Origin of the sequence: Planctomyces sp. SH-PL62, assembly GCF_001610895.1 — a bacterium.
In the GTDB taxonomy this organism is placed as follows: domain Bacteria; phylum Planctomycetota; class Planctomycetia; order Isosphaerales; family Isosphaeraceae; genus Paludisphaera.
In genome coordinates this window covers 4,006,602-4,030,826 of record NZ_CP011273.1, presented here as the reverse complement: position 1 = coordinate 4,030,826, position 24,225 = coordinate 4,006,602, and the positions used below count along the sequence as shown (strand labels likewise).

25 protein-coding genes and 1 pseudogene are annotated in these 24,225 nt (G+C 69.0%); 9 read left to right on the top strand and 17 right to left on the bottom strand.

The features are described from left to right. Positions 1–78: 78 nt before the first annotated feature. The 3 genes from VT85_RS15670 to VT85_RS15660 form a co-directional block, all read right to left on the bottom strand. Positions 79–1,293: a lactate racemase domain-containing protein gene (locus tag VT85_RS15670; RefSeq protein ID WP_082858633.1), complete on the bottom strand. Its 1,215-nt coding sequence runs from the start codon at positions 1,291–1,293 to the stop codon at positions 79–81. A gap of 138 nt (positions 1,294–1,431) precedes the next feature. Beyond that, a complete protein-coding gene (locus VT85_RS15665) occupies positions 1,432–2,304 on the bottom strand; it encodes an SDR family oxidoreductase (RefSeq protein ID WP_068417093.1) in 873 nt (290 codons plus the stop codon). A 12-nt stretch (positions 2,305–2,316) separates the two neighbouring features. Next, positions 2,317–2,682: a cupin domain-containing protein gene (locus VT85_RS15660; protein WP_068417089.1), complete on the bottom strand. Its 366-nt coding sequence runs from the start codon at positions 2,680–2,682 to the stop codon at positions 2,317–2,319. A 193-nt stretch (positions 2,683–2,875) separates the two neighbouring features. Here VT85_RS15660 and VT85_RS15655 point away from each other — a divergent pair, with 193 nt between their 5' ends. Then, positions 2,876–3,370 carry a TspO/MBR family protein gene (locus VT85_RS15655; RefSeq protein WP_231871392.1) on the top strand — a complete coding sequence of 165 codons (495 nt, stop codon included), beginning with the start codon at positions 2,876–2,878 and terminating at the stop codon, positions 3,368–3,370. A 109-nt stretch (positions 3,371–3,479) separates the two neighbouring features. Beyond that, positions 3,480–4,643 (top strand): Gfo/Idh/MocA family protein, encoded by a 1,164-nt coding sequence (locus VT85_RS15650; RefSeq protein ID WP_068417085.1) that lies wholly within the window; start codon positions 3,480–3,482, stop codon positions 4,641–4,643. A 20-nt stretch (positions 4,644–4,663) separates the two neighbouring features. Here VT85_RS15650 and VT85_RS15645 read toward each other — a convergent pair whose 3' ends face one another. From VT85_RS15645 to VT85_RS15615, 7 genes are all read right to left on the bottom strand, one after another. Further along, entirely contained in the window at positions 4,664–5,068 is a 405-nt protein-coding gene (locus tag VT85_RS15645; RefSeq protein ID WP_068417083.1) for a HEPN domain-containing protein, read from the bottom strand. A 12-nt stretch (positions 5,069–5,080) separates the two neighbouring features. Beyond that, positions 5,081–6,772 carry an NADH-quinone oxidoreductase subunit N gene (locus tag VT85_RS15640; protein WP_068417080.1) on the bottom strand — a complete coding sequence of 564 codons (1,692 nt, stop codon included), beginning with the start codon at positions 6,770–6,772 and terminating at the stop codon, positions 5,081–5,083. 36 nt (positions 6,773–6,808) lie between these two features. Then, a complete protein-coding gene (gene nuoK / locus VT85_RS15635; protein WP_068417076.1) occupies positions 6,809–7,138 on the bottom strand; it encodes an NADH-quinone oxidoreductase subunit NuoK in 330 nt (109 codons plus the stop codon). A gap of 64 nt (positions 7,139–7,202) precedes the next feature. Next, positions 7,203–7,844 (bottom strand): NADH-quinone oxidoreductase subunit J, encoded by a 642-nt coding sequence (locus tag VT85_RS15630; RefSeq protein WP_068417072.1) that lies wholly within the window; start codon positions 7,842–7,844, stop codon positions 7,203–7,205. Positions 7,845–7,890: 46 nt separating this feature from the next. Next, entirely contained in the window at positions 7,891–9,072 is a 1,182-nt protein-coding gene (gene nuoH / locus VT85_RS15625) for an NADH-quinone oxidoreductase subunit NuoH (RefSeq protein WP_409999950.1), read from the bottom strand. 133 nt (positions 9,073–9,205) lie between these two features. Then, the gene (locus VT85_RS15620; protein ID WP_068417066.1) at positions 9,206–9,565 is read right to left on the bottom strand and encodes an NADH-quinone oxidoreductase subunit A; all 360 of its coding nucleotides are present in this window, start codon (positions 9,563–9,565) and stop codon (positions 9,206–9,208) included. Positions 9,566–9,602: 37 nt separating this feature from the next. Then, positions 9,603–9,872: a hypothetical protein gene (locus VT85_RS15615; RefSeq protein ID WP_068417064.1), complete on the bottom strand. Its 270-nt coding sequence runs from the start codon at positions 9,870–9,872 to the stop codon at positions 9,603–9,605. 257 nt (positions 9,873–10,129) lie between these two features. Here VT85_RS15615 and VT85_RS15610 point away from each other — a divergent pair, with 257 nt between their 5' ends. Beyond that, a complete protein-coding gene (locus VT85_RS15610; RefSeq protein ID WP_156512888.1) occupies positions 10,130–10,402 on the top strand; it encodes a hypothetical protein in 273 nt (90 codons plus the stop codon). Between the two features lie 34 nt (positions 10,403–10,436). On the opposite strand, the gene VT85_RS15605 is transcribed toward VT85_RS15610, so the two are convergent. The 3 genes and pseudogenes from VT85_RS15605 to nuoB all read right to left on the bottom strand — a co-directional run. Continuing rightward, the gene (locus tag VT85_RS15605; protein ID WP_068417059.1) at positions 10,437–11,117 is read right to left on the bottom strand and encodes a 4Fe-4S binding protein; all 681 of its coding nucleotides are present in this window, start codon (positions 11,115–11,117) and stop codon (positions 10,437–10,439) included. Between the two features lie 12 nt (positions 11,118–11,129). After that, complete coding sequence (locus tag VT85_RS30040; protein ID WP_409999949.1) at positions 11,130–12,212, bottom strand: NADH-quinone oxidoreductase subunit D; 1,083 nt, start codon at positions 12,210–12,212, stop codon at positions 11,130–11,132. A 243-nt stretch (positions 12,213–12,455) separates the two neighbouring features. After that, positions 12,456–13,697 (bottom strand): annotated as a pseudogene (nuoB, locus tag VT85_RS30035) (NADH-quinone oxidoreductase subunit NuoB); the annotation flags it as partial. 369 nt (positions 13,698–14,066) lie between these two features. Between nuoB and VT85_RS15595 the strand changes: the two are divergent. The 3 genes from VT85_RS15595 (at position 14,067) to VT85_RS15585 (ending at position 19,447) form a co-directional block, all read left to right on the top strand. Further along, the gene (locus VT85_RS15595) at positions 14,067–15,980 is read left to right on the top strand and encodes an ABC-F family ATP-binding cassette domain-containing protein (RefSeq protein ID WP_068417054.1); all 1,914 of its coding nucleotides are present in this window, start codon (positions 14,067–14,069) and stop codon (positions 15,978–15,980) included. 35 nt (positions 15,981–16,015) lie between these two features. Further along, a complete protein-coding gene (locus tag VT85_RS15590) occupies positions 16,016–16,879 on the top strand; it encodes a metallophosphoesterase (RefSeq protein ID WP_068417051.1) in 864 nt (287 codons plus the stop codon). A gap of 114 nt (positions 16,880–16,993) precedes the next feature. Further along, positions 16,994–19,447, top strand: a complete 2,454-nt coding sequence (locus VT85_RS15585) for an acetylxylan esterase (RefSeq protein WP_068417048.1) — start codon at positions 16,994–16,996, stop codon at positions 19,445–19,447. Between the two features lie 7 nt (positions 19,448–19,454). Here VT85_RS15585 and VT85_RS15580 read toward each other — a convergent pair whose 3' ends face one another. The 4 genes from VT85_RS15580 to VT85_RS15565 form a co-directional block, all read right to left on the bottom strand. Next, a complete protein-coding gene (locus tag VT85_RS15580) occupies positions 19,455–20,117 on the bottom strand; it encodes an SdpI family protein (RefSeq protein WP_068417045.1) in 663 nt (220 codons plus the stop codon). Beyond that, positions 20,114–20,395, bottom strand: coding sequence for an autorepressor SdpR family transcription factor (locus tag VT85_RS15575; protein ID WP_068417042.1), 282 nt, complete (start codon positions 20,393–20,395; stop codon positions 20,114–20,116). The genes VT85_RS15580 and VT85_RS15575 overlap by 4 nt, the downstream gene beginning before the upstream one ends. A gap of 102 nt (positions 20,396–20,497) precedes the next feature. After that, entirely contained in the window at positions 20,498–21,091 is a 594-nt protein-coding gene (locus tag VT85_RS15570) for a TIGR00730 family Rossman fold protein (RefSeq protein WP_068417040.1), read from the bottom strand. A 34-nt stretch (positions 21,092–21,125) separates the two neighbouring features. Beyond that, positions 21,126–21,989, bottom strand: a complete 864-nt coding sequence (locus VT85_RS15565; RefSeq protein WP_068417037.1) for a hypothetical protein — start codon at positions 21,987–21,989, stop codon at positions 21,126–21,128. A gap of 201 nt (positions 21,990–22,190) precedes the next feature. Between VT85_RS15565 and VT85_RS15560 the strand changes: the two genes are divergently transcribed. From VT85_RS15560 to VT85_RS15555, 3 genes are all read left to right on the top strand, one after another. Then, on the top strand, positions 22,191–23,036 hold the full coding sequence (locus VT85_RS15560) for an NADPH:quinone reductase (protein ID WP_231871391.1): 846 nt from the start codon (positions 22,191–22,193) through the stop codon (positions 23,034–23,036). After that, complete coding sequence (locus tag VT85_RS29265) at positions 23,033–23,185, top strand: zinc-binding dehydrogenase (RefSeq protein ID WP_231871390.1); 153 nt, start codon at positions 23,033–23,035, stop codon at positions 23,183–23,185. The genes VT85_RS15560 and VT85_RS29265 overlap by 4 nt, the downstream gene beginning before the upstream one ends. 75 nt (positions 23,186–23,260) lie before the next feature. Continuing rightward, a complete protein-coding gene (locus VT85_RS15555; RefSeq protein WP_068417033.1) occupies positions 23,261–24,211 on the top strand; it encodes a 6-phosphogluconolactonase in 951 nt (316 codons plus the stop codon). Positions 24,212–24,225: the final 14 nt, after the last annotated feature.

Here is a 24,225-nt window from a genome sequence, read left to right as displayed (position 1 = left end):
GAGGGTCGGACGAGCCCCGCGCCGATCGCCGGACCTACGTCGATTATAACTCATCGCGGCCCCGGAGTCTCTCCCGGCTCAGGCGTCGTCCCGGCCGCCCCAGTCGACCCGGACGAGGTCGGCGCGGTCGACGACGAGGCATGAGGCCGACCGCTCGGCGAGCCTACGCGCCTCCTCGGGGCGGTCGAGCACGATCATGGAGAGGTCCTCGACCGCGTCGGGATCGAGCCGGCTGAGGAGATAGACGTCGGCCCAGGCGAGGACGCGGGCCAGCGTCCGCGCGAGCAGAGAGTCCGGGTCGGCCTCGCAGCCACGGAGCACCTCGCGCGCATCCGCCCCGTCGCCGGCGGCGGCGAGCCGCTGGAGGGACGGCCCGAGCGGTCCGGCGACCCGAGACAGCGCGACGATCTTGCCCCCACGTTGGACCAGTCGGCTCGCGGTCGCCAGGCCGGCGACCAGTTCGTGGAGGCTCGTCGTCCCCTCGTTCCCGCCGATCCCCGCCACAACGAGTTCGGCGCGGGACTCGGGGCGGAAGCTCCAGCACCGGTCGAGCGCCAACATCCCCATATCGCGGACCTGCTCGACCGACCCGGCGATGTACTCGACGGGCCCGCGGGAACCGGGGACGACGCCGATCTGGAGATGAGCCCCCAGCAGCGTTCCCACCTCGACGGCTTCCTCGTCAGGAAGGCCGCGGGGGGAAGCGGTCGGCAGGGCTTCGCCGAGCGACCGGCGATGGGCCTCTCGCGTCTCCTCGTCGCTCAACTCGGGGAACAGGACGCTCCAGGGCCCCTTCGGCCCGTTGAGCGGATCGTGACGCAACAGGCCCACCGGCAGGACGACGTCGGAGTCGGTCAGCGTGCGGTTGAGATAGATCCGGCTCCCCTTCGCCGTCGTGGCCAGGTAGGCCAACCGATCGCGGCACGCCGGGTCGTGGATCTCGCTCGCCCCCCCCCGAGTCGTGGGGACGAGAGCCTCGGCGAGCCCCGGGGGCCCGACGACCGTGATCGCTTCGAGCTCCACGCCGGCCCCTTCGAGGATTTCGGTCGCGACGTCCAGCACGAGCCGCGCATCCGGGACGTCGGCGCCGATCGCGATGGCCAGACGATCCCCCGGCACGACGATCTGGCGAAGCGCAGGATACCCCTTCGGCCGCTCCAAGGCGCCGCGGAGCGCGGCCTCGGCAGCGGTTCCGGTCATCCCTTCGGGGGCCTGAAAGGCACCGACGAGGGCCACTTCCGACAGCTCCAGCTCCAGCCGTTCGCCGCCGAATTCAATCACGTGACGCGACACGCAAGCTCGCTTTCATACCCGTCGATGGCCGAGGATCACCCGTTCGCCCCACTGGGGCGATTCCTGGAATGATGATAGGGAGGGGGGCGGAAGTCGGTCAAGCGCGCCCATGGACGGGCGGGCCGGCGGCTCGCCTGCTTAATCGACCGAACGCTCGACGCCGGTCATCTCGGCGCTGACGTCCCAGAGCCGTCGGGCGGCGGCCTCGTCCTGGGACGCGAGGGAGGACCCGACGGCCCTGGAGGCGATGAAGTACTCGCCGCTCACGCCTTCGACCTCGGGCGAGGAAGCGAGATGAATCGTCGTCTCCGCCCCCTTTTCGGGAGTAATGGCGAAGAGGCCGGCGAGGGCGCGCATGACCCGCCCCTTCCAGGTCGCATCGCGGAAGATCTGGGTGTTCACGTATCCCGGATGAAGCGAGTTGGCCGTTATAGAGCTTCCTTTCAGACGGCGGGCGAGTTCGCGGGTGAACAGGATGTTGGCGAGTTTGGACCGCTGGTAGGCCCGCCAGCCGCTGTATCGCGTCCGCCCTTCCAGGTCGTCGAATGTCATCGCGACGCCCCGGTGTGCCCCCGACGCGACGGTGACGACTCGCGCCGAGGGGGCCGCCTCCAGGAGCGGGAGCAGCAGGTGGGTGAGCAGGAATGGGGCCAGGTGGTTCACCGCGAACGTCGTCTCGATCCCGTCGACGCTCTCCGTCCGGTCGAGGAAGATGCCGCCGGCGTTGTTGACGAGCACGTCGAGGCGATCGGTGCGGTTGCGGACCTCGTCGGCCAGTTTGCGGATCTCGGCCTGGGACGAGAGATCCGCATGGAGCGGTCCGACGTCGGCTCCGGCGACCTCTTCGCGAATCCGTCGTGCGGCGTCGTCGGCGGTTCGCGCCGATCGGCCGACCAGGAGGAGGCGGGCGCCGGCCCGGGCCAGCTCGCGCGCGGCGATGAATCCGATCCCGGACGTCGCGCCGGTGATCAGGCAGGTCTTGCCCTTCAGAGAGGGGGTCGGGCTCGGCATGAGGTCGTCGTTTCACTCCGGGTCGCGGCGGGCGGCGTCGAGGGTGAAGGCGGGGAGGCAGACGGCGACGTACTCGGCGCCTTCAGCCTCGGGGGTGCTGTAACGGACCCATTCGCCGGCGGCGACTCGAACGGCCTGCCCCGCCGCGACGTCGAGGACCCCGTCGCGATGCTCGACGCGAAGGAGCCCGCGCAGGACCAGCGTATACTCGTCGAACGTGGGCGTCTGCCCGGGCTCGACCCAGCCGCCGGGGCTCCGCATGTGGGCCAGGCTCAGGCCCGGCTCCCGCGTGTTCACGTTCCCGACGTACTCGTCGATCAGCTTCGGCTTGCTGCCCGCGGCTTCGACCCGGCTGGGGCCGGGGATCAGGGTCGGCATATCGCGGATCTCCTTCGACGAGCGAAGCGGGAAAGTCAGCCGAATGCTACTGGCGCGGCGATGCAGGCGTCAAGCGCCACGCCGGCGCCGGGACGGCCGACTTGACGAGGCCGGGGCTCGACACGGATCATCGCTCGTGCGGGCTGGCGTGGAGCCTCGCCCGAAGATATCGGATCCAGGCGGAGGGCGTCGCGTGGCGGGAAAGCGGTCGGTGGCGGCGCAGGCGGCCGGGCTGGTAGGGTTCTTGATGCTGACGGCGGGGGCCGCCGCGCTGGGGTCCTGGGCGACGATCCCCAATATCGACTCCTGGTACGCCGGGCTCCGCAAGCCTCCGTGGACGCCTCCGAACTGGCTTTTCGGGCCCGCCTGGACGCTCCTGTACCTGCTCATGGCAGTCGCCGCGTGGCGGGTCTGGCGGCGCCTCGACGCCGATCCGACGGCCCGGAAATCGGCGCTCGCCTGCTGGGGGTTCCAACTCGCACTCAATGCCGCCTGGTCGTGGCTCTTCTTCGGCTTCCAGAAGCCGGGCCTGGCGTTCGTCGAACTGGTCTCGCTCTGGCTTTTGATCCTCGCGACCCTGGTGAGTTTCGCCAGGATCGACAGGACGGCCGCGGCGCTTCTTGCGCCGTATCTCCTGTGGGTGACCTACGCCGGCACCCTCAACGGGGCGATCGCCTGGCTGAATTGACGGGCGTTCCGGCGTGCGGCCGTGGAAAGCGTCGAAGTTCGGTCGGTTTGGGGGTACAATAGACCTGGAAGCGGCGATCGACCACGCATCCTCGACGGAGCCCCGGCCTATGCCTCCGATCACCCTTAACCGGCGCCGATTCCTCGGCTGCTCGGCGGCGAGCCTCGCCCTTTCCCAGGGGCCGGCGACCCAGTCCGCGCCCGTCGTCGAATCGGCGGGACCGGTGCGGATCGGCCTGATCGGCGTCGGCAATCGAGGCACGACCCTGCTGCGAACACTCCTGGAACTCCCGGGCGTGGGCGTCCCCGTCGTCTGCGACCCCGAGCCCCGCCACCGGGCACGCGGCGAGGGGATCGTCGAGAAGGCGACCGGACGACGCGCCGAGTCCGTTCAGGACCCCCGGCGCGTGCTCGAACGGGCCGACCTAGACGCCGTCGTCGTGGCGGTCCCCTGCGACCTCCACGAAGGGATCTCGTCCCAGGCCCTGTCGGCCGGCAAGCACCTCTACGCCGAGAAGCCGATGGCGATCACCGTCGCCGGCTGCGACCGGCTGATCTCGGAATCGGCGCGGGCTCCGGGCGTCGTGATCCACGTCGGGTTCCAGCGGCGTTCGAATCCGAGGTTTCAGGAAGCGGTCGACCTCTTTCGAAGCGGCGGCCTCGGCCCCTTGATCGAGGCCCGGGCTTCCTGGACGAGCAGCAACGGTCCGCTGACCGGCCACGACGGCTGGCTCGGGGACCGCCGTCGCTCGGGGGATTTCATGGTGGAGCAGGCCGTCCACATCTGGGACGTCCTGAGCTGGATCCACGGCGGGCCGCCCGATCGCGCGGTCGGCTGGGGGCGTCGCGGGCTGTTCGCGCGGGAATATCCCGGTCGCGACGTGACCGACCACTACGGCGTCGAGCTGGCGTGGGCCGACGGGTTCCGTGCGTCGTTCGTCCAGAGCTACGTCGCGCCCGCCGACGAGAACTTCACCGGCTCGCACCTGCGCGTGCTCGGCCTCGACGGAGGGTTCGATTTCGGCTCGGGGACGCTCACGTACCGCGATCGTGAGCGGCCCAGGCGGACGATCCAGCCTGGAGTCCGGAACGACACCCGGCTGGCGCTCGAAGCCTTCGTCGCGGCCGTTCGGGCGGAGACGCCCCCGCCCCCCCCCGTCACGCTCCAGGACGCCCGCGCCGCCACGCTGACCGGCCTGCTCGTGCGCAAGGCCGTCGATGAGGGTCGCACGGCGACGCTCGACGAGATCCTGGACGGCTCGACCTCGGCCTGACCGACCGGCCGTCGACCGTCTCAGCCGATCAGTTCGAGCGTGCGCTTCACGAAGGCCGACGCATCCGCCACCGCGTCCGCCGGCGCCAGCTTCAGCCGTTGCGCCAGCTCGAACCGCCGCAGGTGTTCCACGTCCAGCTCGCCGGTCTTGACGTACAGAGCCTCGCACGCCAGCAGCAGGCAGCGCAGGCCCATCTCGCGATACCCCCTGGCGTAGACCAAAGCGCGGAGGCAGCAGAACATCGCCTCATAGCTGAGGAAGACGACGTCGGCCGGATCCCCCTGCCCCGAGGTCTGGATGTTCGAGGCCCCTTCCAGCCGGTCGGCGGCCTTCGTGAGAAGCTCGCCGATCCGGGCCGAAGCCTCGGGATCCTCGACGAGGTACGGGCTCTCCAGGCACTTCGCGAACGTGTTGATGATCGCCATGACCACAGGGTCTCATTCGGGACGGGAGGGAAGGGTCCAGGCGACGGGAGAGGCCGTCTCGGAGGCGTTCGGCTCGTCGAGCTTCGACGCGGAGAGCATCGGCTGCGCGACCGACTTCATGAGCTCGACGAGGGGGCCGGGCGCGATCCCGAAGACGGTCACGACGACGGCCGACGCCACGATCGGCATCGCGACCGCCGTCGGCGCCCGCTTCAGGCCCGCGCCGATCGGATCGCGCAGGTAAATCGCCTTCAGCACGCGGAAGTAGTAGAACGCCGAGACCACCGAATTGAACAGGCCGAGCGCGACCAGCCAGGCGAGCACGATCCGAGTCCCCGACGGCCCCTGCCGCAGCGCCTCCATGAAGATGTAGAGCTTCCCGAAGAATCCGCCGAACGGCGGTATGCCGATCAGCGACAGCATCAGGACGACGATGCAAACCGCCAGCGCGGGGGACTCGCGGCCCAGTCCGTTGAGGTCCCGGATCGAGTCCCGGCCCAGGTCGCGGGCGAGCCAGACGGCGACGGCGAACGCCCCGACGTTCGCGAATGCGTAAACGACCAGGTAGTAAAGCACGGCCCCGGCCGCCGCCGGCCCGTCCACCGAGACGCTGGCCGCGGCGACGCCCACCAGAAGGTAGCCGGCGTGCGCGATCGAGGAGTACGCCAGCATCCGCTTGTAGTTCTGCTGCGCCAGCGCCGCGAAGTTGCCGTAGGTCATGGTCGCCGCGGCGATCATGACGACCACCCCCAGCCATCCCGGCCCCATCAGCTCGTTCGAGGGGTTCGACCACGGGCCCAGGGCGTGCAGGAACACCTTGAGCATGGCGACGAAGCTGGCGATCTTGGACCCGGTGGCGATCCAGGCCGCGACCGGCGCGGGGGCCCCTTCGTAAACGTCGGGCGCCCACTGGTGGAACGGCGTCGCCGCCACCTTAAACCCGAAGCCGACGAGCATCATCAGCAAGGCGGCGGCCCCGGCGAGGTTCCCCGCCAACCCTTGGTGCCCGCCTCTTCCCAGGACGCGGCCGATGGCGTCGAAGTAGGTGGTCCCGGTCAGGCCGTAGACGAAGCTCAGGCCGTACAGGAAGAGCGCCGAGGAGACCGAGCCGTAGATGAAGTACTTGAGCCCAGCCTCCGGCGACCGTCGCCGCGACTTCTCGAAGGCCGTGGCCAGGTACAGGCAGATCGTCATCATCTCCAGCGAGATGAAGAGCGTCGCCAGTTCCTCCGAGGCCGCCAGCAGCATCATGCCGACCGTCGCCCATAGCAGGAGGGCGAAGTACTCGCCGACATCCTCCGTGAAGGAGTACGCGGTCGACGTCCAGACCACCAGCCCGAGCAGCAGGAGGAACAGAATGTTCAGGATGTCCGTGGGGAGTCCTCGCGCCAGCGTGCCGACGAAGATCAGGCCGTCGGTCTGGGCGAAATACGACCCGAGCGAGGGCCCCAGGATCCGCTCCAGCCTCGGGGCATCAGACTGCGCCAGGGCGTCGAGCCAGAAAAGCGTCACGGCCGAGGCCAGCGCGAGCCCGACGCCGACGAGCGTCAATCGGCCGACCGCCAGCCGCCGAGTCTCGGCGTCGCGACGACGGTAGCGGGCGAGGTCGGCGGCGACGACGACCAGGCCCCAGACCGAGAGCAGCACGGCCGGAGCGACGCACCAGAAGTCTCGGAAGTCCAGCAAGGGGGCGTTCACGTCCATCGGTCGGGGAGTCCAGGGGGGGCCGTCGGTTCGACTTCAACCCGACATCGAATCGAAGCGGTCGACGTCCACGGCGCGCCAGCGGCGGTAGCAGAGCAGGATCAGGCCGATCCCGACGGCCACTTCGGCCGCCGCGACCGTGATCACGAGGAGGGCCAGGATCACGCCGGGGAGCGGCCCCGCGCCGGGGGCGGGAGTCCCGTACCGCCAGAAGGCGACGAGGTTCACGTTGGCCGCGTTCAGCATGATCTCGATCGCCATCAGCACGACGATCGCGTTCCGGCGAAGCAGCACGCCGACCAGGCCGGTCGCGAAGGCCGCCGCCGCGAAGTAGAGGAACCAGGTCAGGGGGATGTCGTTCGCCATGTCGCTCTCGGGGGGAATGTTCCGGCCCTCGGCCCGATCGGAGTCGCCGTCGCCGTGATCGTGATCAGGGAGAGACGGTTTCCAGCGGCCCCTCGGCCTCGACCGGCCGATCCTCGTCCTCGTCGCGGTTCGCCGCCGGGCGCTCGTCGCGGGACGCCAGGGCGACCGCGCCCACGAGCGCGGCGGTGAGCAGCAGCCCGGCGACCTCGAAGGCCATCACGTATCGCGTCATGAACTCCACGCCCACGACCCGGGCCATGTCGTCGACCGCCCGTCGCCGCTCGGCGCTCCAGGCCGGTTCCCCCTCGCGCTCGACGAGCGCCGGTCGCGAGGCCGTCTCGACCCAGGCACCCGCCCCGGAAGGCGAGACGGCGTTGTTGATGCCGAAGACCAGGGCGGCGAACACGCAAAGGCCCGCAACCAGGCCCGGGAGCCGCCAGGATCCGGAAAGGCTGGACTCGTCGTCCCCTCGCGTGTTCCGCGTCAGCATGATCCCGAACATCAGGAGGATCGCCACGGCGCCGATGTAGATCAACACCTGGACGGCCGCCAGGAACTCCGCCTCCAGCATCACGAACAGGCAGGCGACGCAGAAGAAGAAGCCCACCAGGTAGAGCGCGGCGTGGACCAGGTTGCGTGACAGGACCGTCCCCAGCGCGGCCAGCAGGCCGAGCGAGGCGATCGCCAGAAAGAGGATCCGGGCCACGAGATGCTTCTCCCATGCGGCGTTCCCGCCGCGACGCTCGACTCACTCAGCGGGCCGCCTCGACCGTCGGCCAGTCGGCGTCGATCGGGTAGGCGGCGGCGAGCTTCCGGTTCGCCCGGAAGACCAGTTGGACGGCCAGGACCACGGGAACCCCGGCTGCGATCATCCCCAACGCCCAGTTCCACGCGGTCAGGGCCCCGGGGCGGACGACGACCTCGTACCAGACGGCCGCGAACACGACGTTCAGGATGCAAAGCGGGACGAGATACTTCCAGGCGAAGTTCATCAGCCGGTCGATCCGCATCCGGGGCAGGGTCGCCCGCACCCAGAACATCGCGAAGACGAACAGCAGGACCTTGAGCAGGAACACCGCCAGGAGGATCGCGTCCACCAGCAGGTAAGATCCGATCGAATCTCCCAGCACATTCAGCGGGAACGCCGAAAACGGCAAGGGGGTCCCGCCCCCCAGGAAGAGGACCGTCGCCACGCAGCTCACCGCGAAGACGCTCAGATACTCGGCCAGGAAGAAGAGGCCGAACCGCATCCCCGAGTACTCGGTGTGATAGCCGGCGATGATCTCCGACTCGGCCTCGGGGAGGTCGAACGGCGTGCGGTTGACCTCGGCGACGCTGGCGATCAGGAAGATCAAGAACGCCAGGAAGCCGGGCGGGTTGAGGGCGTTCCAGCCGTACGCGACCTGATGGTCGAAGATCGAGACCAGGCTGAGGCTCCCCGCCCAGAGGACGACCGGGATCGTCGAGAGGACCTGCGGGATCTCGTACGACACGAGCTGCGCGACCGCCCGCATCGCCCCCAGGAGCGAGTACTTGTTCCGGCTCGACCACCCGGCCAGGAAGATCCCCAGCGGGCTGATGCTGGAGACGGCAATCAGGTAGACCAGGGCCGAGGGGGGATCGATGGGGACCAGCCCGACGGCGAACGGCACCACGGCCAGCGTCAAGAAGGCGGAGACCAGCACCATCACGGGGGCGAGCAGGTGGACGACCTGATCGGCCGAGCGGGGGACGATGTTCTCCTTGATGATCAGCTTGATCGCGTCGGCGATCGGCTGGAGGAGTCCCAGCGGCCCCACGCGGTTGGGGCCGATCCGGTCCTGGAACCGCGCGGCGACCTTGCGCTCCAGCCAGACCATGTAGGCCACGATTCCCGGGAAAACGCCGGCGAAACCGACCAGCAGCCAGAGGGCCCAGACCACCCAAGTGTTCAGGCTCAGGTCGACGCGATGCGATTGCGCGATCAAAAAGGTGCCGTCCCAGCCCCACCCGACGTCCACGCCCGCCACCCCTTTCCCGACCGTCGACCTCGACGGCGACCCGCCTCGGGAGCCCCGATCGCGGGGCTCAAACCCAGCGCAGGACGCCCTTCGCCCACGCGTAGCCCAGGCCCGCGGAGAGCAGGGCCAGGAAGATGACCATCTCCACCAGGGCGAACATCCCCAGGCCGCCGTAGGCCGTGGCCCAGGGGTAGAGGAACACCGTCTCCACGTCGAAGACGACGAACATGATGGCGTAGATGTAATACTGGATGCGGAAGCGGACCCAGGTCTCGCCGTGGGTCTTCACGCCGCACTCATAGGTGTCGGCCTTGGTCAGCGACCGCTTCCGAGGCGCGATCACGGCGACGAGCACCAGGGGCGCGGCCGCGAAGCCGATCGCGACCACCAGCAGGAGCCCGACGAAGATGTAGTTGTAGACGACCATGATCGGCGCGACCTTTCGCCCGGCGCGGGACGGACGCTCAGACGGCGGCCGGGGCCAGCACCTCGACCTCGGTGTTCTCGTCGAGGGCGACCTCGGTGATCTGGCCGTCGCGGCAACGGAGTCGCAGTGTAGGCTGGTGGCAGGCCGAGGCCTTGCCCCCCATCTCGATGCCGCCGACGGGGCGCCGGCCTTCGCGCTCGACGACCCCCTCAAACTGCGTCTGCCAGCGGCGATGGCCCACGCGGACGAACTGGACCACGCGGACGGTCGCGCCGGGCGTATACTTGGGGGTACGGATGGGGATCATATTGAGGATCGCTTGCAATTGCGGCTCGCGCCGGGATGGCCGGCCCACACCACGCCGGCGGCGGGGGCCGCCCGTAGCGGCCCTTGGTCCCGATCTTAAAGCAGGAGGTCTCTCGCGGCAAGGTCCGACCGGGTCGACGAACATCACGCCGAAGCGTCGGCGACCTGATTGCATGGGCCCGAATCGGGTCCTATCATGAGGGCGTCCAAGGGCGGATGGGCCGCCCGGACGTCGACTTCATGCCGCAGGACCCTCGCATGTTGAAACGAATCCTGGTCGGTTTCGTCTGGTTCGTCGTGTTCTATCTCGGAGCTTGCGGCATCGTCGGGGGGATCGCCGGCGGGCGAGCCGGGGCGGACGAGAAGGATCCTCAAAAGGCTGCGGCGGCCGGAGGCCAGGCCGGTGCGGAGGCGGTGAACCGGGTCTGGGGCTACCTCCTCGTCGGTTCCTTCGTGGCGGCGACGGTCGGCGCGAAGACCGGAACCCTACCGGGAACTCGCAGGAAAGGGCCCGTCGACCCGGAGGCGTGACGACGCCGCGCGGCGATCGTCCCCCCGATCGGGATCAGGACCTGGCGGCCGGCTCGGCGACCCCGAGGGCCTTCTGAAGCCGACGGTCCTTCTTCTTGGCGACCTTGGCCCGCTCGCCGGCCTCCTCGGGGCTGGCCCAGGCTTCGGGATGGGTCGTCGCGTAGTAGGCGCTGGAGACCAGCAGGTCTTGCAGGCTGTAGACGTGGGTCTGGTGCCGCTCACAGTTCGCCAGCTCGAAGTTCTGGTCCATCTTGATCGCGTCGAACGGGCAGTACTCGGCGCAGAGGCCGCAGTTCATGCAGACGTCCATGTCGATGAAGAAGTCCTCGGGGAGCGGGACTACGGTCCCCTTGGGGCTCTTCGCCTGGACCATCCAGATGCACTGCGGGGGGCAGACCTTCGCGCAGATGTTGCAGGAGGTGCAGCGGACGTTGCCGTCCTCGTCGTCGTAGACCAGGACCGGGAGGACGCGGAACCGCTCGAAGACGGGCAGCCGTTCGTCCGGGTATTCGACGGTGAACAGGCCGTCGGTCGTCGCGTCCTGGACGACGACGCGCTCCTCGCCCCGCGCGGGACCTCGGAAGAGGTCGACGAGCAGGCCGCCGCCGCCCCGACGCTTGAACGCGAAGCCGTCGCGGAGGTCCCTCGCGAACGTGAGCAGGAACCGCCTGAGCGTGATCGCGTGGCCCCGGATCACCCCTCGACCAATCGCCATGTGAGCTTCCCTTTAACGATCGACCTCGCCCAGCACGATGTCGAGGCTCCCCAGGATTCCGACGACGTCCGCGATGGTGCGGCCCAGGCACATCCGCTCGAGCGCCGTGAGGTTGATGAAGCTGGGGCTCCGGACGTGGTAGCGGTAGGCCGTCGCCGAGCCGTCGGCGACCACGTAATAGCCGAGCTCCCCCTTGGGGTTCTCGACCCGACCGTAGGCCTCGCCGGCCGGCACCTTGATCTGGTAGCTCTTCTTGCCGGCCAGGATCGGGCCCTCGGGGATCTTGCGGACCGCCTGCTTGAGGATCCGGACGCTCTCGCGCATCTCCAGGACCCGGATGTAGTAGCGATCGTAGAGGTCCCCGGCCTGTCCGGTCGGGGTCGCGAACTCGAAGCGGTCGTAGATGCTGTAAGGCGCGGCGCGGCGGACGTCGTAGGCGACACCCGAGGCCCGCAGCACGGGACCCCCGGTCGAGTAGTTCACGGCGTCCTCGGCCGACAGGACGCCGACCCCCTTGGTGCGGTCCAGGAGGATCTCGTTCCCGGAGAGGTAGCGGTCCAGCTCGTCGATCTTGCGATCGAGGCGGTCCTCGACGATCGCCCGGCAGCGGTCGAGCCAGCCCGGGGGGACGTCGGCCGCGACGCCGCCGAACCGGAAATAGTTGCACATCATCCGGCTGCCGGACGCCCATTCGAAGAGGTCCAGGATCAGCTCGCGCTCCTCGATCGCGTAGAGCGCCGGGGTGAAGAACGCCCCCAGGTCGTTGAGCAGGAAGCCGATCGACCACATGTGGCTGGCGACCCGCGTGAGTTCGGCCATGATGACCCGGATGAACTCCGCCCGCTCGGGGGGCCGGGCCTCGTCGCCCATCAGCTGCTCGATCGCCAGGGCGTAGCCGAAGTTGTTCCCCATGCTGGTGATGTAGTCCAGCCGGTCGGTGAACGGGAAGTTCATCAGGAACGTGTTCCGCTCGCCGATTTTCTCGTGGTTCCGGTGCATGTAGCCCATGACCGGCTTGAGGCCGACGATGGTCTCGCCGTCGATCCGGATATTCATCCGGAAAACCCCGTGGGTGCTGGGATGCTGCGGCCCCATGCTGATGAGGAACTGGTCCGACTCCAGCTCCTCGACCTGGACGCCGCCGGGGATCGGCGAGGCGCCCTTGGGGTCGGCGCCGCCGGAGAGGCTCGCCCAATCCTTGAAGGCCCGCGGGACCTTGAGGTTCGTGCCGTGGGGGTTGAGCTCCTCGGCGCGGCGGTGCCGCCCGAACCCCTCGTCGATGCGGCTGGGGAAGACCTTGCCGGGGGCCTCGTAGTAAGGCTCCAGGTAATCCTTGCGGAGCGGGTGGTAGGCGAACCCTTCCCACATCAGAATGCGCGTCAGCTCGGGGTGTCCGGTGAACCGGACGCCCATCATGTCGTAGACCTCGCGCTCCTGGAAATCCGCGCCCCGGTAGACGTGGTAGAGCGAGGGGAGTTCGCCTTCACCTTCGGCCTCGGCGACGCGGACCCGGAGGAGGATCATCGATCCGGGCCGGGTCGTGCTGTCGAGGTGGTAGTTGACCTCGATGCAGTCCTCGTAATGGACGCTCTGAAGGCTGGCGAGATAGTCGTAGCGGATCTCGTTGCGGTCGCGGAGGAATCGTGCCGCGTCGACAAGCTTCTCCGCCGGGATCAGGAGCCCGGCCCGGATGATCGAGGCCGTCCCCGCGCCGAATTCGGCGTTCAGACGATCAGCCAGGTCGGCGAGCCCGAGGTCGCCGAGCCAGACGAGGCTGGGACGGGCGACGGCCTGTTTCGCCTTCTTGACGGGCCGGGCGGTCGGGGCGTCGGTGGCGTCCGACGGGGCCGGCTCGGCGTCGCCTTCGGCGCGCGGGGCGGGGATCAGCCGGGGCTTCTCGAGAGCTTCCTCCCGCTTCTCGATCAGTCCCTGGGCGGTCCGTTCGGCGGAAAGCACGACCGTGCGCAGGTCGATGAGGTCGGGGCCGAGGGCGGGGATGGGGACGTCGCGCTCCACGTCGCCCCGATACCAGGGGGCCTGGACGATCGTCTCGCCGTCGATCTTCCGCTGTAGCGTGATCAGGCCGTTGAGGAGGGCCTGGGGGGTCGGCGGGCACCCCGGCACATAGACGTCGACGGGAAGGTGCTTGTCGACGCCGGAGACGACGTTGTACCCCTCCTTGAACGGCCCGCCGCCCGACGCGCAGGCCCCCATCGCCATCACGTACTTGGGCTCGGGCATCTGGTCGTAGAGTCGGGCGATCAGGGGCATCATCGTCTTGGTGACGGTCCCCGAGATGATCATCAGGTCGGCCTGGCGGGGCGAACCCCGGAAGACCTCGGCCCCGAACCGCGCGATGTCGAAGCGGCTGGAGGCCGTGCAGATCATCTCGATCGCGCAGCAGGCCAGGCCGAAGCCGAGCGGCCAGAGGCTCGATCGCCGTCCCCAGTTGTAGACCGTGTCGACCATCGACAGGAGCGATTCCCAGTTCGTCACCAGGACGTACCGCTCCAGCTCCTTCTGGAGGATGGGGTCGATGGTCGTCGTCCACTCGGGGCGGACTGGGCTGGGGTTGGTCATGGCGGGTCGTCGGAATCGATGGGGGGCGTCCGCGCGAGCGGGGCGGCTATCCGGACGGGGCGGCCGATCGCGCCTCGATCGCACCGGCGACGGGGCGCCGGCGGGGGCTCGATGCCGACCCCGGGGCCGTCCCCGTCCATCGCTCGTCATCGTAATCCGACCCGGCGGCTTCCGCCAGGGGGAGCCCCCCCTCGCCCCGCGCCGCCTGGCATTCCGGCTGGTCAGGGGCGGGCCCGACGCGTTATGATCGGTACCTGTCGCGGAGCCGAAACGTCATCGGCGGCGACCATCCCGACGCCCCCGAGGCGACGGCCCGCCGACGCCCTCCCTCGAGGCCGCGCGGCCTTCCCCCCACGCGATCGAACGCCCATGATCTTGATCTCCGCCCAGGGCCTGGGACGACAGTACGCCGGCGACCCGGTCTTCACCGACCTCGACTTCGAGGTCCGGGCGGGGGAACGCATCGGCCTGGTGGGGCCCAACGGGGCGGGCAAGACCACGCTGATGAAGCTGCTGGACCGCACCGAGCAGCCCGAATACGGCCAGCTCCACGTCCGATCCGGCGTCCGCGTCAGCCTGCTCCGCCAGCAGCCCGACTTCCCCCACGGGCAGACCTTGATGGACGTCGCGCGGTCCGGCCTGGGCTCGCTGCTGGACCTCCAGCGTGAGCTGGAAGAGGCGGCGCAGGAGATGGCCGAGGCCGACGACGCCGCCGACCGCGAGCGCGCCGCCCGCCGCTACGACCAGATCCACGAGCAGATCATCCACCAGGACGCCTACGACGTCGATTACCGGGTCGAGGAGATCCTGTCCGGCCTGGGATTCGCCGAGATCGACTTCCAGCGCGACGCCTCCACGTTCTCCGGCGGCCAGCAATCGCGGCTCATGCTCGCCAAGCTGCTGCTGGAGAGCCCCGACCTGATGCTCCTGGACGAGCCCTCGAACCACCTCGACATCGAGACGACCGAGTGGCTGGAGAACTACCTCTCCCGCCAGCCCGTCGCCATGATCGTCGTCAGCCACGACCGCTACTTCCTCGACAAGGTCGTGACCAAGATTTGGGAGCTGAACGAGGGCTCCATGGAGTCCTATCCCGGAAACTACTCCCAGTACTGGCGGCTCCGGACCGAGCGCGCCAAGGTCCTGGAACGCCAGTCCGAGCGGTTTGAGGAGAAGACCGAGAAACTCGAGGCCTACATCCGCAAGTACGGCGCGGGGCAGCGTGCGAAGCAGGCCCACGATCGCGAGCGCAAGCTCGAACGGCTCCAGACGGAGAAGGTCGAGACTTTCCGCGAGATTGTCGGCCCCGTCATGGGCTTCGAGGAAGTCGACCGCTCCGGCGACATCGTCATCGAGGCCCGGCGGCTCGCCAAGGCCTTCGACAAGCCGCTGTTCAAGGACCTGAACTTCAGCGTCCAGCGCGGCCAGTGCATCGGCGTCCTCGGCCCCAACGGCGCCGGCAAGACGACGCTCATCAAGACCCTCATCGGCCGCGAGCAGCCCGATTCGGGCGAGGTCAAGCTCGGGCACCGCGTCCAGGTCGGCTACCACGACCAGGGCTTGCAGTCGCTCGATTACGACACCACGGTCGTCCGCGCCGTCTGGCCCGAGGACGACGCCGAATGGGTCGAGGGGGACATTCGTTCGCTCCTCGCCCGATTCGGCCTCACCGGCGACCAGGCCTTCCGCAAGGTCGGCAAGCTCTCCGGCGGCGAGAAGGCCAAGGCCGCGCTCGCCCGGCTCTGCGCCACCGGCGCCAACCTCCTCGTCATGGATGAGCCGACGAACCACCTCGACATCTGGTCGTGCGAGTCGCTCGAACGCTCGATCCGCGAATTCGAGGGGACCGTCCTCGTCGTCAGCCACGACCGCTACTTCCTCAACAAGGTGGCCGACCGCATCCTCGTGGTCGCCGACGGCAAGGTCCGCGTCATCGAGGGCGACTACGAGACCTACCAGCTCGTGATGCACAAGGACAAGGAGGAGGCCGAGCGGGCCAAGGCCCGCGCGGTCGCCCCCGCGCCTCCCGCCCCGACGCGGGCTCCCGAGCGGAGCAACAAGGTCAACAAGAAGAAGTTCGCCCACCGCCCGGCCGTCGACCTGGAGAACGACATCGCCGCGCTCGAGGCCGAAATCGCCGAGGTGGAAGATCAGCTCGGCCAGCCGGCGACCTGGCGAGACCCGGCCAAGGCGGTCCGCGTCCAGGACCACCACGCCGAACTCAAGCAGAAGCTGGAGACCCTCTTCCAGCACTGGGAGTTCGCGGTAGAGTCGGAATGGTGAATTCCTCGCAACGACGTCCTCGCGGCGGCTGAACCATGCCCGATCCCAAGAAGGTCCTCGCCGTCGTCCAGAAGGCTGCCGACCTCTCCCGACGCACCCCCGGCCGGGTCGGCTCGGTGGTGCGCGCGTTCGCCGATGAGGTCATGGTCGTCGGCGACCTGCACGGCAATCTCCGCGCGTTCAAATGGGTCCTGGCCGAGGCGGCCCTCGACCAGAACCCGGGGCGGCATCTCGTCCTTCAGGAACTCGTCCACGAGATCAACAAGAACCAGGACGACCGCCCCGACCTGTCGCACCGCCTGGTCGACGTGGTCTGCGCGCTCAAGTGCCAGTATCCCGATCGCGTCCACGTGATCCTGGGCAATCACGAGCTTTCCGAGCTGACCGGCCGCGTCATCGGCAAGGACGGACGCACGCTCAACGAGCGGTTCCGCGAAGGGATCGAGCGATCCTACGGGGATGCGGCCGAGGCGATGTACGGCGGCTACCTGAAATTCTTCGCAGCGATGCCGATCGCCGTACGCACGCCCAATCGCGTGTTCATCTGCCACACCATCCCCGACGGCGACTGGCTCGACGGCCTCGACCTGTCCATCCTGGACGCGGACGTTTGGCCCCCGGAAGCCATGAAGCGACGGGGGACGGTCTACGCGATGACCTGGGGCCGCGACGAGTCCGACGAGACCGTGGACCGCTTCGCCGCGATGGTCGACGCCGACCTCTTCGTCACCGGCCACCAGCCCTGCGACGAGGGCTTCCGCCAGGCCAACCACCGCCAGCTCATCATCGACGGCACCGAGCCCCATCCGACCTACTGCCGGTTTCCCGCCAGGACGCCGATCGGCGTCGAGGATCTCGTGAAGTCGGTCAAGGTCATGGGGCTGGAACCGATCGCCTGAAGCGACGCCTTCGTCGTGCAATGGCTTGAGTCGGCCGACGAGGCCGCTACGATGGGGGCTTGCGCGGGCGTTGTTTGGACGGCCCGCCGGCATCCCTGGCGCGGAGTCGTCCCCATGAAGCGTCTCGCCCTCGTGCTCGCGTGGCAAGCCCTGATCGCGCCGGCGATCACCTTACCCCTCCCCCTGCTCGCCGCCGAGCCGCCGAAGTCCGCCGCGATGATCTATACGGCCGCCGACCTCCCGAAGCTGGCCCAGGGCGTCCCGCTTGCGCAGGGCGAGACGCGGACGCTCCGGGTCTGGGCCCCCGCGAGCCAGATCTGGACCGCGACGCGCGAGGGGGACGTGATCTCCCTGAGTTCCGAAGCCGCCCCCGGCGACGCGACGCCGCGATGGCTCGACCTGGGCCCGGTCGCCGGCTCGCCCGGCGGGATCGTGAAACTCACCGTGGCGGGGACGGCCCCGCCCGCTCCCGAGGCGAACGGGAAGGCCAAGCCCGACGAGACGCCCCCGCCGGCCCCCGTCCCGACCCTCCTGGTCCTCGATCCCGACCCGGCCGGTGATCCCGGACGGCTGCTGGACGTGGCGCGTGGCGCGGTCGATTCCACCGCGCCAAGCCCGGACCGCCGTCGGGGTCAGGTCCGGACGAATCGCGAAGGCGCCGACTTCCACGCCCCGCCGAACGCCGAGGCCTGGCGCGACCGCGCGGCCGAGCTTCGAGACCAGATGTGGGTCGCGCTGGGCCTCCGCCCCCTGCCGCCGAAGACCCCGCTGAACCCGAAGGTGTACGGGCTCCTCGAACGCGACGGCTACACGATCGAGAAGGTCGTCCTGGAGACCTTCCCCGGATTCACCCTCAGCGGCAACCTCTACCGGCCGAAGCGCGACGCGGCCTCGGGCAAGCTCCCGGCGATCCTCTGCCCCCACGGCCACTGGGAAGACGGCCGGATGCGGGACGACGTCCAGCACCGCTGCATCCGATGGGCCAAGCTCGGCGCCGTCGTCTTCATGTACGACATGGTCGGCTACAACGACTCCAAGCCGTTCGGCCACGAGTTCCTGAACGAGCGACTCCGGCGCTGGGGCCTGAGCCTGTTCACCCTTCAGACCTGGAACAGCATCCGGGCGCTGGACTGGATCGCGTCCCTCCCGGACGTGGACCCGGCGCGGATCGGCTGCACCGGAGAGTCGGGCGGCGGGACCCAGACGTTCATCCTCTCGGCGCTCGACGAACGCATCAAGGTTTCGGCACCCGTCGTGATGGTTTCGGACGGCTTCCAGGGGGGCTGCGTCTGCGAGAACGCCGCGGGACTCCGGATCGGCACCGACAACGTCGAGTTCGCGGCCCTGTTCGCGCCCCGCCCGATGATCCTGGTCGGCGCGTCCGGCGACTGGACGGCGAACACCATGACCCGCGCCTTCCCGGCGATCCGAGGCGTCTACTCGCTGATCGGCTCGCCCGACCGCCTCGAGGCGGTCGTCCACGACTTCCCCCACAACTACAACCAAACCAGCCGCAACACGGTCTACGCCTTCATGGGACGGTGGCTCCTGGGCCTGCAAGACTCCGACGCCACCCGTGAAGGGGACCAGACGGCCGAAACGGCCGAGACCCTCCTGGCCTTCGACGCCGAGCACCCCGCCCCCGCCGACGCCAGGACCCCCGCTCAGATTGAGGACGACCTGATCCGGTTGATCGGAGACGGGCTCGAATCCCTCGCTCCGACGAACGCGCAGGCCGATTGGGACGCCTCCCGGCGCTACCTGGCGACGATCCACAAGGTCCGCATCGGCCTGGAACTCCCGGCCCCCGAGGCGATCACCGCTCGCGTGATCCGCCAGGCGAGCCGCGAGGGGCTCTCGATCATCCACTCCCAGATCGGCCGGCGCGGCGAGGGGGACGCGATCCCCGTCGTCCGCATCACCCCGGCGCGGGCGAACGGCCGGACGACCGTGATCGCCGACGACCGAGGCAAGGCGGGACTCGTCGCGCCGAACGGCGAGCTTTCGGAACTCGCCCGGGCGCTCCTCGACCGAGGGCAGGCCGTCGTCGGCTTCGATCCCCTGTTCGTCGGCGAGTCGATCGACCCGGACCGACCGGAGGCGCATCGCCCTGACGTCGTCCACGGCCCGACTTACAACCCGACGGTCGCCGCGGATCAGATGCAGGACCTCGCGACGGTCGTGAGCTGGGCGGGCTCGCAGCCCGAGATCCGCGAGCTTTCGCTGTTCGCCAGCGGACTCGCCGGCCGTCAGGCGCTTCTGGCGAGGCCGCGACTCGGAAACCTCGCACGATCGGCCTTCGATCTCGACGGCGGGGACGACGAGGACGCGCGCGGCCCCGCCCCCGCCGCGATCGACCTTCCCGGCGTCCAGCAGTTCGGCGGGCTCCGCGGCGCCGCTGCCCTGTCGGCCCCGGCGTCGCTTCGGGTCGTCCGCCCTGGGGCGAACTTCGCCAGGAACTGGCCGAAAGCCGCCTATGACCGCGCCGGGGCGCCGGGCGAGCTTCGCATCGACGACGGAGCCGTCTCGGCGGCGGACATCGCCCGTTGGATCGACGCCGGCGAATGACCCCGGCTCAGAGCGCCCCCCGGCGCTCCAGGGTCTTGTAGCGGAAGAACGAATAGACGACCGGCGCCAGGACCGAGGCGAGCAGCACCCCGAAGGAGATGGCCAACGGGGCGCCGCTCGCCACCACGCCCAGCCCCGCCACCGAGCCGGCGACCATCAGCCAGGCCGCCAGCCGGTGCGTATCGTTCCACACCCGATCGCTGGCGAGCGTCCAGGGGACCCGGATGCCGATGTAGAAATTCTTCCGCACCTTCCCCATCACGTTCCCCATCAGGCCGAAGAAGACGAGCATCCCCCCCACCAGGGCGCGGCCGATGTTCAGCCAACGCGGCCCACCGCCGATCTCCTGGAACGTCGCCAGGAGGATGACGATCTGGAGATACGTGAGCAGGCTCACCGTCACCACCATGAGGAACAGGTAGGTCGACCGGAACGAATCGACCTCGAACTTCTTCGGCGAAAGCGTGGGCAGCATGGCGAACAGGACGAGTAGCCCGGTCGCGAAGGCCGGCATGAGGAAGATCGTCGCCCGCCCGCCGTGGCCGTCCACCTCGCCGTGGATGTTCCAGTGCGTCGGGATCGACTCAGGCAGGCTCGGGAAGTACCACGCCGAGAGCCCCCAGGCGAAAGCCCCGAGCACGATCGCCACGATCCAGTACACCCGCGTCACGTCCCGCCCCCCTTCTCCGACGGCCCGCCGAACAGGTCCCAGATCCGGGACATCACGTCCTGGAGGACCGTCGTGTTGAGCGCGTAATAGATCTGCTGGCCCTCGCGACGGCTGGAGACCAGGTCGGCCTCCTTGAGCACCGAGAAATGGTGCGACATGGAAGGCTTCGACATATCGAAGTGCGTCGACAACTCGCCGGCCGTCAGCTCGCCGCGGCCGAGAAGCTGCAGGATCCGCCTCCGCGTCGGGTCGGACAGCGCCTTGAAGACCTCATTCATCGTTCATCCAACCGTCTATTCGACGCAACCAGACGAGATATTTAGATCAACGTCTAAATTTTCGAGCGTCGAGAGCCGCTCGTCAAGGCGCGCTCAGACGATTCAGGCCTCGTCGATCGACAGCTTGGGGGCTGAGACGGTGGGAGGCGTGTAGGAGAGCAGGTCGGCGACGAGGTTCTCGGCGTTTTCGGAGACCAGGAGCGGGTCGAGGAACCGGCGGCGGACGAACCCGGAGTCGGCCCCGAATTCGAGGAGCGCAAGGAGCGGATCGAAGTAGCCCTCGACGTTGAGCAGGCCGATGGGCTTGCGGTGGATGCCCAGGCCGCCCCAGCTCAGGATCTCGAAGAATTCCTCATAGGTGCCGATGCCGCCGGGCATGGTGAGGAACGCATCGGACTCCATCGCCATGAGCGCCTTGCGCTCGTGCATGCCGGCGACGACGTGCAGCTCGGTGAGACCGGAATGCGCGATCTCGGCGGACGAGAGGACCTCCGGGATGACGCCGATCACCTCGCCTCCGTTCGCCAGCGCGGCGTCGGCCGTCACGCCCATCAGGCCGACCCGGCCGCCGCCGTAGACGAGACCGATCTTCCTGCGCGCGAGAGCCTCGCCGACCCGCACCGCGTTCTCGCGGAAGGCCGGGGAATTGCCGAACGACGAGCCGCAGAAGACGCAGATGCGCGGACGATTCAACATGAGTCTGGGATGATCCTTCGGAGGGTCGCGCCGTTCACGATCGGGCCGCGTCGAGCTTCGCGTCGGTCGTGTTCCGGAGTATCGTCAAGTAGTAAAGGCCCAGCAGGCCGACGACGTAAAACAGCCCCAGGCCGATCCCGATCCCCAGCGGCAGCGCGACCTCCGCGCCCCCCTCTCCGGGATTCAGCGACTCGGGCGAACCGGCCGGCACGTCGACATCGACGGCGACGGCCCAACCGTAGGCGAGCATCGCCGCGGCGAGCCCGGCGGACGCGCCCCCGAGCACGACGACCAGCAGGTGCATGATATAGAAAATCGAGAGCGGATTGACCCGCTCCACGCGCTTCGACGGCAGTCCCATCAGCACATTGAGCTTGGCGACCTCGTAGATCAGGCCGATCCGCGCGCGGATCAGCAGGAAGCTGATGAAGACGGCCAGGACCGCCAGGGTCAGGAACGTCGCGGGGAGGCACCAGTACTGGATCGTCCGCAGCGGGATGATGGGGGCGACCTCCGCCTTGACGTTCAGGAGGCCGGTGGCCGCCGCGACCAGGATCGAGGCCACGGCCAGGAAGATTCCCACCGAACGGTTGCGATCGGTGACGAGCTGATGAATCGTCCGCGAGACGTGCAGGAAGCGGACCTCGGGGGCGACCGGCGGGTGGGCCGTCGGCTTCCACCCGATCGCGGCCTCCTCCCCCAGCATCTCGATCTCACCCAGCCGACGGTCGATCGCTTCCTCCCCGGCGAGTTCCTCCTTCAGGCCGTCGAAATGGTCGCGACCGCGGAGCTTGACGTCCGGCGGAACCGGCGCGGCGACGGCCGGCGGCGGTGCGGGGGCGTTTCCGGAGGCTGGGGCGGCGCCCGGGACCTCGGGGTTCGCTGGGGGCGTGCTCATGGCGACGGATCCGGGAAGGAATCATGGAAGCCCGATGGGAAAGCCGCCCCGTCATCATGCGTCACGAAGGCGGCGGTCCGCAAGACATGCCGACGTCGCGGCGGCCGGGTCGGGCGAGGGATTCAACCGGGCCGAGCCGACCTGTATGATGAGGGTTTTGCACGGCGGCAGGTTCGCGGTGTGGATCGAGGACGACGGCTCATGCGCGCTGCATTCATCGAAGAGACGGGTTCGCCCGACGTGATCCGGGTGGGCGATCTGCCGATTCCCGAACCCGGCCCCGGCCAGGTCCTGGTCCGCATCCGCGCCGTCGCGGTCAATCCGTTCGACCTCTACCTCCGCTCGGGCCTGGTGTCGATGCCGATGGCGTTCCCCCAGGTGATCGGCAGCGACTTCGCGGGCGTGGTGGAGAAGCCCGGCGCGGGTGCGGCGAACTTCCAGGTCGGCGACCGCGTGTGGGGCTCGAATCAGGGACTCCTGGGCCGTCCGGGGGTCGCCGCCGAGTTCGCCGTGATCGACGAGGAGTGGCTCAACCCCACCCCGGCCCTGCTCCCCGACGCCGACGCCGCGGCGATGGCGATGGTGGGGATCACGGCCCACCTGGGCCTCTTCCATCGGGCCAGGCTCCAGGAAGGCGAGACGGTGTACGTCCCCGGCGGCGCGGGGGGTGTGGGGTCCATGGTCGTCCAGATGGCCAAGGCGGCCGGGGCGCGGGTCGCGACGTGCGCCGGCAGCCCGGAGCGCGTCGACGTCTGCAGACAGTTGGGCGCCCACCTCGTCCTGAACTACAAGACCGACGACATCCCCGCACGACTCCGCGAGTTCGCCCCCGAGGGCGTCGACGTCTGGTACGAGACCCAGCGCGAGCCCGACCTAGAGACGAACGTCCCCCTGCTCCGCAAACGCGGGCGGATGATCCTCATGGCGGGGCGGGCGGCCAGGCCCCCCTCCCCCTCGGATTGTTCTATCCCCGGGACTGCTCTCTCCTCGGCTTCGCCATGTTCAACGCCTCATCGGCCGAGCAGCGGGCCTGCACGACCGACATGATCCGGTGGATTGAGGAGGGCCGGCTCAAGCCCCTGGTGGGCCGCGCCTTCCCTCTTCAAGACGCCGCCGACGCCCACCGATTCCTCGAAGCAAACACGCTGGGGGGCCAAGGCTCCCTGGCGGGCAAGGTTGTGATCCTGGTCGACTGAGACCAAAAACTCCCCCGCGGCCGGACGACCGACGCCGTCCGACGCAATCCATCCCTACCGAGGCGACTGAGACTCATGAACCTGCTGACGACGTACGCCGGCTCGATGATGGAGGGGTTCCTCCCCGCCGGCTGGGACCTCGCGAAGATCGACGCCTGCTGCGCCCATCCCGCCGCGGCGATCGCCGAACGCCAACCCTGGTGGAATCCCCGCTTCCAGCTCCAGCCCTGCGCCGACGTGGCCGATTTCGACGTCGTGATGGGCCACGAGATCGCCACGACGATCAAGGAGGCTCGCGATCTCGGCAAGCCTTCCGCCTTCATCCTGCCCGTGGGGCCGATGGGCATGTATCGCTGGGCCGTCTACTTCCTCAAGGAGTGGAACGTTTCCTGCGATCACGTCTTCGGCTTCAACATGGACGAATGGAGCGATAAGGATGGGACGACGCTTCCGGCCGACCATCCCGGCGCCTTTCAGAGGGCGATGGAGGCCGCATTCTACGGCCCCCTGGGCGACTTGACCGTCCCGGCCTCCCAGCGCTGGTTCGCCACGCCCGACCGCCTGCCGCATTACGCCGACCGGATCGGCGAGCTCAAGGCGAAGGGGGCGGAGCTGAACGTCGTCTTCGGGATCGGACGCGTCTGCCACATCGCGTTCTGGGAGCCCCACTTCGCCGCCGACTACGCGACGGTCGAGGACTGGAAGGCCGCGACCCACCGGATCGGCGCGCGGCTGCACCCGCTCACCATCGAGCAGAACGCCATCACGAGCTTCAAGAGCCGGACGACGCTGGTCCCGGCCTTCGCCAACACGATCGGCCCCGGCCTGTTCCTCCAGGCCGACCGGATCATCGGCGGGGCGGATGGAATCTTCGGGCGCGGGATGCAGTGGCAGGGCGCCAGCCTCTGGATGACCCTCCGCTACGGCCCGGACCCCTGGATCCCCAGCTCCTTCATGCCGACCCTTCCCGGCCGCCTGTTCTACCACGAGGAACTCGCCGGCCCCCTCCAGCCCGCGATGAATTGACCGTCCGACGCGCC